The 14,044-nt window shown below is 45.8% G+C and carries 13 protein-coding genes; 11 read left to right on the top strand and 2 right to left on the bottom strand.

The window, feature by feature from the left end; genetic code table 11:
- The first annotated feature begins 45 nt into the window (after nt 1-45).
- The 8 genes from hpf to GPK88_RS01585 all read left to right on the top strand — a co-directional run bounded on the left by hpf (nt 46) and on the right by GPK88_RS01585 (nt 9,540).
- Nucleotides 46-573, top strand: coding sequence for a ribosome hibernation-promoting factor, HPF/YfiA family (gene hpf / locus GPK88_RS01620; RefSeq protein ID WP_015526242.1), 528 nt, complete (start codon nt 46-48; stop codon nt 571-573).
- Between the two features lie 336 nt (nt 574-909).
- A complete protein-coding gene (secA, locus tag GPK88_RS01615; RefSeq protein WP_148445272.1) occupies nt 910-3,489 on the top strand; it encodes a preprotein translocase subunit SecA in 2,580 nt (859 codons plus the stop codon).
- A gap of 78 nt (nt 3,490-3,567) precedes the next feature.
- Nucleotides 3,568-4,398, top strand: a complete 831-nt coding sequence (locus GPK88_RS01610; protein ID WP_173761984.1) for a carbon-nitrogen hydrolase family protein — start codon at nt 3,568-3,570, stop codon at nt 4,396-4,398.
- Nucleotides 4,399-4,499: 101 nt separating this feature from the next.
- A protein-coding gene (gene prfB / locus GPK88_RS01605; RefSeq protein WP_173761985.1) for a peptide chain release factor 2 occupies nt 4,500-5,619 on the top strand; the annotation gives its coding sequence in 2 pieces (ribosomal slippage) (nt 4,500-4,574 and nt 4,576-5,619; 1,119 coding nt in all).
- A 138-nt stretch (nt 5,620-5,757) separates the two neighbouring features.
- Nucleotides 5,758-6,210 (top strand): ACT domain-containing protein, encoded by a 453-nt coding sequence (locus GPK88_RS01600; RefSeq protein WP_118061802.1) that lies wholly within the window; start codon nt 5,758-5,760, stop codon nt 6,208-6,210.
- A 4-nt stretch (nt 6,211-6,214) separates the two neighbouring features.
- On the top strand, nt 6,215-7,426 hold the full coding sequence (locus GPK88_RS01595; RefSeq protein ID WP_173761986.1) for a homoserine dehydrogenase: 1,212 nt from the start codon (nt 6,215-6,217) through the stop codon (nt 7,424-7,426).
- A 21-nt stretch (nt 7,427-7,447) separates the two neighbouring features.
- Entirely contained in the window at nt 7,448-8,656 is a 1,209-nt protein-coding gene (locus tag GPK88_RS01590; protein WP_148445264.1) for an aspartate kinase, read from the top strand.
- Nucleotides 8,657-8,751: 95 nt separating this feature from the next.
- On the top strand, nt 8,752-9,540 hold the full coding sequence (locus GPK88_RS01585; protein ID WP_173761987.1) for a DUF975 family protein: 789 nt from the start codon (nt 8,752-8,754) through the stop codon (nt 9,538-9,540).
- Between the two features lie 706 nt (nt 9,541-10,246).
- On the opposite strand, the gene GPK88_RS01580 is transcribed toward GPK88_RS01585, so the two are convergent.
- Nucleotides 10,247-10,735 carry a Gx transporter family protein gene (locus GPK88_RS01580; protein ID WP_148445260.1) on the bottom strand — a complete coding sequence of 163 codons (489 nt, stop codon included), beginning with the start codon at nt 10,733-10,735 and terminating at the stop codon, nt 10,247-10,249.
- Nucleotides 10,736-10,808: 73 nt separating this feature from the next.
- Nucleotides 10,809-11,183, bottom strand: coding sequence for a NusG domain II-containing protein (locus GPK88_RS01575; RefSeq protein WP_148445258.1), 375 nt, complete (start codon nt 11,181-11,183; stop codon nt 10,809-10,811).
- A gap of 350 nt (nt 11,184-11,533) precedes the next feature.
- On the opposite strand from GPK88_RS01575, the gene GPK88_RS01570 reads away from it, so the two are divergent.
- The 3 genes from GPK88_RS01570 to GPK88_RS01560 are packed head-to-tail and all read left to right on the top strand — an operon-like array spanning nt 11,534 to nt 13,973.
- Entirely contained in the window at nt 11,534-12,136 is a 603-nt protein-coding gene (locus GPK88_RS01570) for an FMN-binding protein (protein WP_148445256.1), read from the top strand.
- Nucleotides 12,133-12,909, top strand: a complete 777-nt coding sequence (locus GPK88_RS01565; RefSeq protein ID WP_148445254.1) for a 4Fe-4S binding protein — start codon at nt 12,133-12,135, stop codon at nt 12,907-12,909. The genes GPK88_RS01570 and GPK88_RS01565 overlap by 4 nt, the downstream gene beginning before the upstream one ends.
- A complete protein-coding gene (locus GPK88_RS01560; RefSeq protein ID WP_173761990.1) occupies nt 12,909-13,973 on the top strand; it encodes an FAD:protein FMN transferase in 1,065 nt (354 codons plus the stop codon). The genes GPK88_RS01565 and GPK88_RS01560 overlap by 1 nt, the downstream gene beginning before the upstream one ends.
- Nucleotides 13,974-14,044 lie beyond the last annotated feature (71 nt).

The following is a 14,044-nucleotide window of genomic DNA, read 5'->3' as shown; positions in this document are numbered from 1 at the left end:
AATGTGTTATAATAGCAACATAAAACAGCAAAGGGGATGGAAGTCATGAAATTTATTATTAGTGGAAAGAATATAGCAGTAACAGAAGGACTTAAAACAGCTGTTGAGGACAAGCTTGGTAAACTTGAAAGGTATTTCACTCCTGAAACTGAGATTTCAGTAACCTTAAGTGTTGAGAAGGATCGCCAGAAGATCGAGGTAACAATCCCTGTGAAAGGTAACATTATCCGTTCCGAGCAGGTAAGCAATGACATGTATGTATCCATCGATCTGGTTGAAGAGGTAATTGAGCGTCAGCTTCGTAAATACAAGAACAAGATCGTTGACAAGCAGCAGGAATCCACAAACTTCCAGAAAGCATACCTTGATAAGGATTATGAAGAGGATGAGGAAGTTAAGATCATCCGTACCAAGAAATTCGGAATCAAACCAATGTATCCGGAAGATGCATGTGTACAGATGGAGCTTCTTGGACATAATTTCTTTGTATTCTTCAATGCTGAGACAGAGCAGGTGAACGTAGTTTACAAACGTAAAGGTAATACTTACGGACTGATTGAGCCAGAGTTTTAGGCAGAAGTCTCTGTAGGAGATCATGGGTGAATGATCTTTTATAAAAACTGAATATTGAACGACTGAGAATGGCTCCGGGAATCTGCGTGGAAAATCTGCAGATTCCCGGAGCTTTTTTCAGGGCAGAAGAACAGCTCCGGACACGATTTGTTAATTAATTGTTCATTGTTTTTATAACTGGAAAGTGGTAGAATATATACCATATGTGATCTGGATATCAACAGAGAACTGGAATGGTTATTGTGATTGGAACGAACAGTGTCCTGGAATGATCCTGAATCGGATAGATGAGAGACTTAAACGTCCTATTTCGAATAAAATGATTGGAGCAGAAACATGAATGTTTTTTCAAAAGTATTTGGAACCCGCAGCCAGCGTGAGGTAAAACGTATTATGCCGCTGGTTGAGAAAACCGAGAGCTATCAGTCCCAGATGCAGCAACTCACCGACGAGCAGTTACGGGACAAGACCAGAGAATATAAGAAACGTCTTGCAGAAGGTGCAACACTGGATGATCTTCTTCCGGAGGCATTTGCCACTGTACGTGAGGCAGCCAAGCGTGTACTTGGAATGGAGCATTACCGTGTGCAGATCATCGGTGGTATCATCCTTCACCAGGGCCGTATCGCCGAGATGAAAACAGGTGAAGGTAAAACTCTTGTTTCCACACTTCCTGCATACCTGAATGCCCTTGAGGGAAAAGGTGTCCACATCGTAACGGTCAACGATTACCTGGCTAAACGAGATGCCGAGTGGATGGGTAAAGTCCATGAGTTCCTTGGCCTGACTGTAGGTGTGGTACTCAACGACATGAAACCGGAAGAACGCCGTGCGGCATACGGATGTGATATCACATACGTTACCAACAACGAACTTGGATTTGATTACCTTCGTGACAACATGGTTATCTATAAAGAACAGCTTGTTCAGAGAGATCTTCATTACTGTATCATCGATGAGATCGACTCCGTCCTGATCGATGAGGCACGTACACCTCTGATCATTTCCGGACAGAGCGGCAAGTCCACCAAGCTTTATGAGGTGTGCGATATCCTTGCACAGCAGCTGGAGCGTGGTGAGGCCAGCCATGAGATGACCAAGATGGCAGCCATCATGGGCGAGGAAGTTATCGAGACCGGTGACTTCGTTGTAAATGAGAAAGATAAGATCGTCAACCTTACCGAGCAGGGTATCAAGAAGGTTGAGAAATTCTTTAATATCGAGAACCTGGCAGATCCGGAGAATCTGGAGATCCAGCACAACATTATCCTTGCGCTTCGTGCACATAACCTGATGCATAAAGATCAGGATTACGTTGTAAAAGATGACGAGATCCTGATCGTCGATGAATTTACCGGACGTATCATGCCGGGCCGTCGTTATTCCGATGGTCTTCATCAGGCGATCGAGGCGAAAGAGCATGTTAAGGTTAAAAGAGAGAGTAAGACTCTTGCAACCATCACCTTCCAGAACTTCTTCAACAAATATGACAAAAAAGGCGGTATGACCGGTACGGCCCTTACCGAGGAAAAAGAGTTTCGTGATATCTACGGCATGGACGTTGTAGAGATTCCGACCAACCGTGTGGTACAGCGTAAAGATCTTGATGATGCCGTTTACATGACAAAGAAAGAGAAATTCAATGCCGTTGTAGAGGCAGTTAAGGAAGCTCACGCAAAACATCAGCCAGTACTGGTTGGTACGATTACCATCGAAACTTCCGAACTTCTCAGCAGAATGCTGAAGAGAGAGGGAATCCCGCATAATGTACTGAATGCCAAGTTCCATGAGCTTGAGGCTGAGATCGTAGCACAGGCAGGACAGGCAGATGCCGTTACCATCGCAACCAACATGGCAGGCCGTGGTACCGATATCAAACTTGACGATGTGGCAAGAGAGGCCGGCGGTCTGAAGATTATCGGTACTGAGCGTCATGAGTCAAGACGTATTGATAACCAGCTCCGTGGACGTTCCGGACGACAGGGAGATCCGGGTGAATCCCGTTTCTACATTTCCCTTGAGGATGACCTGATGCGTCTGTTCGGTTCCGAGAGACTGATGAAAGTGTTCACATCTCTTGGTGTTGAGGAGAATGAGCAGATTGAGCATAAGATGCTTTCCAATGCCATCGAGAAAGCGCAGGAGAAGATCGAGTTCAACAACTTCGGAATCCGTAAAAATCTTCTCGACTATGACCAGGTTAACAATGAGCAGAGAGAGATCATCTACGAGGAGCGTCGTCAGGTACTTGACGGTGAGAACATGCGTGATGCCATCTACAAGATGATCACAGATATCGTAGACAGCATGACAGATATGTGCTTCTCTGATGATATGGATTCTTCGGAGTGGGATCTTGATGAGTTCAATACCGCGATCACTCCGATTATCCCAATCCACCCTCTGACTGCAGAGAAGGTAAAAGGTCATAAGAAAGATGAGATCAAGCATATCGTGAAGGAAGAGGCTGTGAAGCTTTATGAAGCGAAAGAGGCTGAGTTCCCGGAACCGGAGCAGCTTCGTGAGCTTGAGCGAGTAGTTCTTCTGAAATGTATCGACAGCAAGTGGATGGATCACATCGACGACATGGAGATGCTCCGTCAGGGTATCGGCCTGATGGCATACGGCCAGAGAGATCCGGTTGTTGAGTACAAGATGAACGCATTTGAGATGTTCAACAACATGATCACTTCCATTCAGGAAGATACCGTACGTATGCTGTATCATGTTCATGTAGAGCAGAAGATCGAGCGTGAGCAGGTTGCAAAAGTAACCGGCACAAACAAGGATGACAGCGCCGGTCCGAAGAAACCGGTTCAGCGAAAAGAAGATAAAGTATATCCAAACGATCCGTGCCCATGCGGAAGCGGCAAGAAATACAAACAGTGCTGCGGACGTAAGGCGGCTAAGATCTGAGAATGAAGATAAAAATAGTCTCACCTGATGATATGGTGGGGCTATTTTTGTATAAGAGCAGAGAAAGGATATGAGAATATGGCCATTATAAAAACAGCAATTCTTCAGACACACGTATATGAGGAAAAATCCCGTAACATCACCCAGGCAGCAGAAATTCTTGCCCGCCCGGAACTTCAGGGAATCGACCTGGCAGTCCTGCCCGAAATGTTCTGCTGTCCCTACGAGAATAAATACTTTCCGGAGTATGCGGAAGCCGAAGGTGGGGACACCTGGGAAAAATGTTCCAGGCTGGCAGCAGAACGTGGAATTTATCTTGTAGCCGGAAGCATGCCGGAGAGAGATGCAGCCGGTCATATTTACAACACATCCTATGTTTTTGACAGAAACGGGCATCAGATCGGGAAACACCGGAAAATGCATCTTTTTGACATTGATGTAAAAGGTGGCCAGTATTTTAAAGAATCGGATACCCTGACACCGGGAGACCAGGTGACAGTTTTTGACACAGAATTTGGAAAGATTGGCCTTTGCATCTGCTACGATTTCCGGTTCCCGGAACTTGCCAGGCTGATGGTGGACCAGGGCGCAGAGGTGATCATTGTGCCGGCTGCTTTTAACATGACAACAGGGCCTCTCCACTGGGAGCTGATGTTCCGTCAGAGAGCTGTGGACAACCAGGTATACACCATTGGAGCTGCACCTGCCAGAGATCTGAACGCCGGATACCATTCCTGGGGCCATTCCATTGCCGTAGATCCCTGGGGAAAAGTCCTCATGGAAATGGAAGAAAAGCCGGACGTGAAGGTTGTGAAACTGGATCTGGATGAGGTAAAAAAAGTCCGGGAACAGCTGCCACTTCTGAAGCACCGGAGAGGGGATATCTATGAACTGTCGCAGATAAAATAGAAACGCCCGGACCACGTTTTCGTTGTAATTTCCATGGTCATATGGTATTGTATAAGACAGGCAGGAATTCCTGCATCAATATATAGAAAGAAGGTGAAGCTGTGGTTGAGTTAGATCAGTTCAAGAGTATTCTTGCAACATACACAGAGCCATTAGTGGAAGTGAGGGATTCACTTTGACCTCGCTAACAAAGAGCAGAAGGTCGAAGAATTAGAGCGCGAGATGGAAGCGCCTGATTTCTGGGATAATGCAGAAGTATCTCAGATGAAAATGAAACAGTTAAAGAGTCTCAAGGATGATATTGAGACATACCATAATCTGGAAACACAGATGGAAGATATGGAAACCATGATCGAGATGGGATATGAGGAGAATGATCCTGAGATCATCCCTGAGATCCAGGAAATGCTGGACGAGTTCCAGGCAAGCTTTGACAGCATCCGTGTGAAGACACTTCTTTCCGGAGAGTACGACAGCGAGAATGCCATCATCAAGCTGAACGCAGGAGCCGGCGGAACAGAAGCCTGCGACTGGTGCGGAATGCTTTACCGTATGTACAGCAGATGGGCAGAGAAAAAAGGCTTTGCACTGGAAGTACTGGACTACCTTGATGGTGATGAGGCCGGTGTGAAATCCGTAACCTTCCAGGTGAACGGAGAGAACGCCTACGGTTATCTGAAATCTGAAAAAGGTGTTCACCGTCTTGTACGTATTTCTCCGTTTAATGCGGCAGGAAAGAGACAGACATCTTTTGTATCCTGCGATGTCATGCCGGATATCAAGAAAGACCTGGATGTAGAGATCAACGACGATGATATCCGTATTGATACCTACCGAAGCAGTGGTGCCGGTGGACAGCATATCAACAAGACATCCTCTGCGATCCGTATCACCCATTTCCCTACAGGAATCGTGGTACAGTGCCAGAATGAACGTTCTCAGCACATGAACAAGGATAAGGCCATGCAGATGCTGAAGGCCAAACTGTATCTTCTGAAACAGCAGGAGGCTGAGGAGAAACTTTCCGGCATTCGAGGCGAAGTGACAGATATCGGCTGGGGAAACCAGATCCGTTCCTATGTCCTGCAGCCATACACCATGGTAAAAGACCATAGAACCAATGAAGAAACCGGTAATGTTGACGCAGTTCTGGACGGTGGCATTGACCTCTTTATCAATGCATACCTGAAATGGATCGCGCTGGCGAAAAAGAAAGAATAACATTACTGTCACGGAACCCCATAAAGACAGAGAAAAGGACTCCGCAGGCAAAAAAGCGCTTGTGGAGTTTCTTTTATTATGATAATATATCTTTTGTACAAAAACAGTTGTCTTTATGAAACGGACAGAGAGGTTGCTATGCAGAAACAGGTTGAGAAGAAAAAATACTATGTAGTAAGAGAAAGGGCAGTGCCGGAAGTACTTCTTAAGGTTGTTGAGGCCAAGAGGCTGCTGGAATCTAACCGTGTGGCTACTGTTCAGGAAGCTGCTGAAAAGACCGGGATCAGCCGCAGCTCTTTTTACAAATATAAGGACGATATTTTTCCTTTCCACGAGGAGACCAGGGGAAAGACCATCACCTTTATCATTCAGATGGACGACGAGCCGGGACTTTTATCAATGGTGCTGCAGACGATTGCCCGTTTTCACGGTAATATCCTGACCATACATCAGAGTATTCCCATTAACGGAGTCGCAACACTGACGCTGAGCGTTGACATCCTTCCTGGAGAAGGCGACGCAGAGGCCATGGTGGAGGATATTGAACAGAGAGACGGTATACACTATTTGAAAATTTTAGGCAGGGAGTAAGCATATGATAAACATAGCAGTATTAGGCTACGGTACAGTAGGAAGCGGAGTTGTTGAAGTAATCAACACAAACCATGAGAGCATTAACAAAAGAGCCGGAGATGAGATCAACATTAAATACGTTCTCGATCTAAGAGATTTCCCGGGAGATCCGGTTGAGAAAGTTCTGGTTCATGATTATGAAGTGATCGTAAACGATCCGGAAGTAGATATTGTCGTTGAGGTTATGGGCGGAATTGAGCCTGCTTATACCTTTGTAAAAAGAGCACTTCTGGCAGGAAAGAGCGTAAGCACATCCAACAAGGCCCTGGTAGCCAAACATGGTTCCGAGCTTATGGAGATTGCCCAGGAAAAAAATATCAATTTCCTTTTTGAGGCAAGCTGTGGCGGCGGTATCCCGATTATCCGTGCGCTGAATTCTTCACTGACAGCAGATGAGATCGATGAGATCACAGGAATCCTCAACGGAACAACCAACTACATGCTTTACAAGATGAGCACAGAGAACTGTGATTTTGACACTGTTCTGAAAGAGGCTCAGGCGAAGGGTTACGCAGAGGCAGATCCCACTGCAGATGTAGAGGGTGCTGACGCATGCCGTAAGATCGCCATCCTTTCTTCACTTGCATACGGAAAATTCCTGAATTACGAGGATATTTATACAGAAGGAATCACAAAGATTACACCGGCAGATATGGAATATGCAAAAGAGCTTGGCATGACTATCAAGCTTCTTGCCACAAGCCGCAGAATCGGAGATTCTTTTTATGCAATGGTAGCGCCGTTCCTGGTAGGACAGGAGAGCCCGCTTTACAGCGTAAATGATGTATTTAACGCAGTATTTGTACACGGAAATGTTCTTGGAGACGCCATGTTCTATGGAAGCGGAGCAGGTAAACTTCCGACTGCCAGTGCAGTAGTGGCTGACGTTGTAGATGAGGCAAAACATCTCCACAGAAATATCATGACAAACTGGAGCAGCTATGCTCTTGAACTCATGGATATGGATGAAGTAGAGGGACGCTTCTTTGTACGTGTGTCTGATACGACTATGGACGAAGTAGAAAAAGCTTTCGGTGATGTACAGACTATCGAGCCGGATGACCTTCCGGACGAATTCGGATTTATCACACCGGTGATGAAGCAGGCTGAATATAAAGAGAAGATCAGTAAGCTTACCGGAAAAGTACTGGCAATGATCCGTGTAAAGGATTGATGCCTGAGGAGAAATAAGAACATGTTAATCGTAAAAAAATTCGGCGGTACTTCTGTGGCAAACAAAGAGCGTATCTTTAATGTTGCCAGAAGATGTATCGAAGATTACAAAAAAGGAAACGACGTGGTGGTCGTGCTTTCCGCAATGGGTAAATATACCGATGAGCTGATCACCATGGCGAAAGATATCAACGACAAACCTCCGAAACGAGAGATGGATATGCTTTTTACCATCGGAGAACAGATGTCAGTGGCACTGATGTCCATGGCTATGGACAGCCTGGGAGTACCGGCTGTTTCCCTGAATGCGTTTCAGGTAGCTATGCACACAACAAGTGCACATGGAAGCGCACGTCTGAAAAAGATCGATGCCGCACGTATCCGCAGAGAACTGGATAACCGCAGGATCGTTGTGGTTACAGGATTCCAGGGAATTGATAAGTATAATGACTATACCACACTTGGCCGTGGCGGTTCGGATACCACAGCCGTAGCTCTTGCAGCAGCACTTCATGCAGATGCCTGCGAGATCTACACCGATGTGGATGGTGTTTACACTGCTGATCCGCGTAAGGTTCCGAAAGCCCGCAAGCTTAAGGAGATCACTTACGACGAGATGCTGGATCTGGCAACTCTGGGTGCGGGAGTGCTTCATAACCGTTCTGTGGAGATGGCAAAAAAATACGGCGTACCGCTGGTGGTACGTTCCAGTCTCAACAACAGCGAAGGAACTGTGGTAAAGGAGGAAGTAACAGTGGAGAGAATGCTGATCAGCGGTGTTGCTCTGGATACAGATGCAGTACGTATTGCTGTGATCGGACTTAAAGATTCACCAGGAGTAGCGTTCAAGCTTTTTGATACCCTGGCCAAGAAAAACATCAATGTGGACATGATCCTTCAGTCTATCGGCCGTGCCGGAACCAAGGACATTTCCTTTACCGTTGATAAAAATGATCTGGACGATGCAATGGGTGTTCTGGAATCCAACCAGGCACGCATCGGCTATGATGAGCTTCATGCGGAGAAAAATATTGCCAAGCTTTCCATCGTGGGAGCCGGTATGATGAGTAACCCGGGTGTTGCCGCAAAAATGTTCGAGAGCCTTTATAACGAGGGCGTAAACATCAACATGATCGCAACATCTGAGATCCGTGTGACAGTTCTCATTAATGAGAAAGATGGCGTACGTGCCATGAATGCGGTACATGATGCGTTTAATCTTGCAGATTAAACAAAATAAGAAATGAATGACAGGGCGGAGGCTTGGTATAAGTCTCCGCCTTCTATAACGGAGCGATGTTAATCGTTCATAAGGAGAGAATTTTTATGAGAAAAAATCTGAAGGGCTGTAAGAAGCTTGCACGGGAAACACTGGCCGGTAATTTTACGGTCCCTGTGATCGGAAGCATTGCGGTTGCGGCGATGAGCGTGATCTCAAGCTACATTTCCACAGCGCTTTTTCCGGGAGATTCCCTGTATGCAATCATCGGAGGAGAAGTATTCAGTTTTATCCTTTCTCTGGTGATCTGCGTCTTTTCCGCAGGACTCTACCGGATTTACCTGAATATTTCCAGAAGAGAAGCTTATTCTTTCGGAGATCTTCTGTACTTTTTCAGCCACCAGCCGGACCATGTAATCGTGGCATCCTTTGTGCTGGCACTGATCAATCTGGTGACGTCCCTTCCACTGGCGTGGTTTTCCTTTACAAGTGATATGGGAAATACCGTGGAAGAACAGATGAATTGGGCAGTGACTTACATGCTGCTCACACTTCTCGGGTTCGTGCTGAACCTGCTGGTAGCTATGCCATTTACCATGAGTTATTATATTCTGTCCGATAATCCGGACATGAAAGGAATGCAGGCACTGAAAGCCAGTGCGAAGCTTATGAAGGGGCATTACTGGGAGTATCTGAAGATGCTTTTAAGTTTTATACCGTGGATTATTTTTTCCATGTTTACACTTTATCTGGCACTGATCTGGCTGGTGCCTTATATAGAAACCTGTATGGCAGTTTTCTATCGGAATATTTCAGGGGAGTTTGATGAGCCTCCGATGGAGCCATATCCACCGGTGACACCGATTCCTCAGTTTCATGATGAGACTGAGGCCTGAGGCCTCCCGGCGGGGGCGCCTGAATGCGGCAGGCATTTTCTTTCCCGGAGGGGGGACTTGAGGCGTAGGCGTTTTTCCCTTCCGGGGTGGACCATTTTGGCATGGGGCAATTTACGAGGGGGAAAGCACTCAAAGTTGCGAAGCCCGCTTTTCCCCCTCGAGCTCCCCCTTTCCGGGCACGCAATTGTTGCAGGTTGTGGGAATGTGTAAAGGTATTAGCGGGGCGATGGATTCTACGGTGTCGGCTGCGGAAAGTTGAGCCGATTTATGCTACGTAAATTTATTGGCGAAACCTTTTTATTCGCTCCGTACGAAAAGCGGTCTGCGAAGCAGACCTGTTTCTGAATAACAGTGAAATAACAGCTATACAAGTTATACGCCGTAATTCAGGGAACAGGCCTGCTATGCAGGCCGCTTTCCCGTCCGCCCTGAACGAACAATCGGCTCAGCCTGACGCTGTCAGTACAGCAGAATACAGGACTGAGCCGATACATTTACACATTCCACAACGCACAACAGCGGCGTGGCCAGGAGGGGAAGAGCGCGAGAAGGGGAGACGGCCTTCGCAACTATGAGTGCTTCCCCTTCTCGCAAATTATCCACTTTCGTAAAGTGAAAATTATAATCCAAAAAAGAAAAACACACACTTCTAAAATTTACTTCATAAAGTAAAAACTATAATCCAAAAAAGAAAAACATACACACACTACAGGTTCAAAGGAAGTCGTCCCACAACATCCTTTGTCAAAATTCCTATGAGAACCCCCGCCAGGACTCCCGCAACCAGCAGCGCTGGCGCATAAACCATCAAACTCGTATTACTCACCACAATCATGGCCACCATCAATTGCCCAATATTGTGAGTAACACCCCCGGCCACACTGATTCCGATCAAACTAAAATCAGAATGTTTTTTAAGCACATCCATCACAGTCAGGCTGAGCGCAGCGCCAGCCAGACTATACAAAATACTGAAGAGATTCCCGAACATAAACCCAATCACAAGTATTCTTACAACGGACACAAGAGCCGCCTCGCGGAGTGAATACCGGTCCAGTATAAAAAGTACTGCCAGGTTTGCAAGCCCAAGCTTGATTCCAGGAATCCCTGCAAACACAGGAATCAGAGACTCTACATATCCAAAAATAATCGCCACTGCGGAAAATAATCCAAGATAAGCTGTTTTTCGTTTCATAAATAAATCCTTCCATATGCCACTGTGTCACTGGTAAACGCCAGTGTCTTCAGATGATAAGCAGTTCTCGCATTTACGTCACCGCATCGATTTTCGGTGAACTCTCCGAGTCTGAATCCTCCGCAGTATTTTCTCCTTCGATCACAACTTTATTAGGAAGACAGATGATAGAACCGCCATGTTCATCCACAGCCTTCTGTTTCATACAGTAATGATCCGGGCAGGTTGCTTCGGTCATGGTAACTTTTCCGTCTTTGATTTCGCAGACATTGGTGTCCCCGATATGGATAACCTGATCCTGGGAAAGAGAATAAGTTCCGAATTCTTTTCCGTCAACAGTAATCCGGATCGTATTGTGGGAACGTTTCCCTGCGATTTGAAAACCAAGCCAGAGAATACCGGCCAGAACCAGAATCCCGGCAATAAAAATCACTTCTTTTTTCTTCAAAATAAAAACTCCGTTTCTGTCACAGATTCAGAAAAAATCATATCATACTCCCATTCAAAAGGCAAATATAAGTTAAGGATATCTAACCAATATCTGGAAAAGTTACAGCAAAAATTAAAGATACGGAGAAAAAAGTTACCGCGTACTAACAAAAAGTATAGACAAGAAAAAAATCAGGTGATATAATACCTAGCTGTAAGTTAGCAATATCTAATTAAAGAAAAATGATTAATTAGAACTAATCTATAAATATGAGTAAAAGATATATAACTTATTCAAAAAACGGTTATGTGCAGATGATAGGAACGGACTGTGAATATCTGACTGACTAAATACAGGGGAGAAAAGAGATGAAAAACCAGAATTTTTATATGAGAGTGATTTCTTTACTGCTGGTAGTTCTGGCTGTGCTTTTTTATAACAGCAGTATGAAAGCCCAGGCAAACGAAAAAGAAATTTCGGCTCTGACAGATAAGGTAGACACGCTTCAGGAGCAGCAGAATGAACTTCTCAGTGCACTGGAGACAAGCTATGCAAACCGTATGCAGAATCAGGCAGCATCCACAGGAACTGACAGCAGTAATGCAGATTCAACAGACGGTGACAAGGCAGCAGACACTTCGGACGGCAAGACATCCGATGCAAACGCGGAGGACACAGCAGCGCCAGATTCCGATAACGTATATAAAGATGGAACTTACACAGGAGAGGCCGATGGATACGGTGGAACCATTCAGGTGGAAGTGACACTTGCCAGTGATGAAATTACATCCATTAATGTAGTCAGCGCACCAGGTGAGGACAGCGCATATCTTTCACAGGCAGAGAGTGTAATCGATTCCATTTTAAGCGCCCAGAGTACAGATGTGGATACTGTATCAGGAGCAACATTCAGTTCTACCGGAATCCTGAATGCAGTGGATGAAGCACTTGGAAAGGCGGAAAACTCATGAAAAAAAGACAGCGGGAAGTAAGGCTGATACGCGCAGGGATACAGCTGGCATTTTTTATTGCTGCTCCGTCTCTGTTTTCCACAGCTTTTGCGGGAATCAAATCCATTTTTCTCGCCATTGCAGCCGGTCAACCGGTAGAGTGGAATTCCTTTCTGACTGTAACAGCAGTGCTTCTGATCTTTACCTGCTTTTTCGGAAGACATTTCTGCGGATATGCATGTGCTTTCGGATCTTTCGGAGATGCCGTATATGAAGGTTTTTCCTGGATCTGGACGAAATGTTTTCACAAAAAAAAGAAACTAGCTCTTTCTGAAAAAATGGTTCACAGACTTCAGAAAGTCAAATATATCGTACTGGCCCTGATTTTACTTTCCTGCCTCACAGGAGTATACGGAAAGCTTACAGGAACCAGCCCGTGGGATGTTTTTTCCATGATCACTGCAGGACGTCTCCCGAACAGCAAATATCTGGTGGGAATTGTGATTCTGGTTCTGATCATGGCGGGAATGTGTACACAGGAACGTTTTTTCTGCCAGTTTCTCTGCCCTATGGGAGCGGTTTTTGCATTGATGCCGATCCTTCCGGGAGCACTGTTTCAGAGAAACCGTGAGAAATGTCCGCCAAAATGCGGCCTCTGTAAAAAAAGATGTCCGGCTCATCTGGACATTGACGGGGACACAGCCAGATCCGGCGAATGTCTTTGCTGCCATGCATGTGCGGCAACCTGCCCGAGAAAAAATATTCACATTGGAACAACTGAGGAAAATAATTGATGGGATATCATGCTCTGAAAAAGAAAGCTTTTCTTACAACGGCTGCAGTTACAGGAATCACAATGCTATTTCCAGCGCTGTGCATGGCTGCTTCGGAAAAGGATATACAGACATATACGGATACAGATTTTGCCATGGATACTGTGGTATCAGAAACACTTTATACCACAGGCGACGATATAAACAGTAAACTGACATCTGTACTGACAGATGTGGAGACAAACCTTCTTTCCTGGACCAATGAGAAGTCCCAGATCTACAAGGTGAACGCGGACAGCGGAAAAGATACGGAGATTTCCGAGGAACTTTCCGGGTATCTGGAGCGCCTTCTGAAGATTGCGAAAGACTCGGACGGAGCTTTTGATCCGACGATCGGGAAGTTGATCCGTCTGTGGGATATCGGGGGAGAAAATCAGAGAATTCCGGGAGAAGATGAGATTCAGGAAGTTCTGAAGGACTCCGGATATCAGAAAATTTCTCTTGATGGAAACACGATCCACATGGATGAAGGATGTTCTCTGGATCTTGGTGCAGCCGGAAAAGGAATCGGCTGTGACCTGATTCTTGAAAATCTGAAAAACCAGAAAGATGTAACAGCGGCGCTTATGAACCTTGGGGGAAGCAGTGTCATGACTTATGGGAGCAAACCGGATGGTTCTTCCTGGAATGTGGCAGTGACAGATCCCCGTGCTGAAAATGATGACGATTATCTTGGTGTGGTTGCCTTAAATGGCACAGAATTTCTTTCCACATCCGGAGATTACGAGAAATATTTTATCGAAGATGGTGTAAGATATCACCACATTATGGACCCGTCCACCGGTTATCCGGCAAAAAGCGGAGTGACCGGAGTTACGGTAGTCTGTGACACAGGTCTTGAGGCAGACGCACTTTCCACAGCATGTTTCGTTTTGGGTGTGGAAAAAGGTGCCCAGCTGTTGAAAACTTACGGCGCAGACGGACTTTTTGTGGATGAAGATCATCATGTGTATCTCACGGAAGGGATGAAAGAGCGGTTCAGCCTGCTTGCGGATTCCTACAGCGTGGAGGATATCCTTGAATAAACACAGACGGTGGAGCAGTTTGTGGTATTTACGATAGTGACCCCTGGAAAGGTTTCTATAAATATTTCATA

Source organism: Blautia sp. MCC269, assembly GCF_018785655.1.
In the GTDB taxonomy this organism is placed as follows: Bacteria; Bacillota; Clostridia; order Lachnospirales; family Lachnospiraceae; genus Blautia_A.
This window is presented reverse-complemented; position numbering and strand designations above follow the sequence as displayed.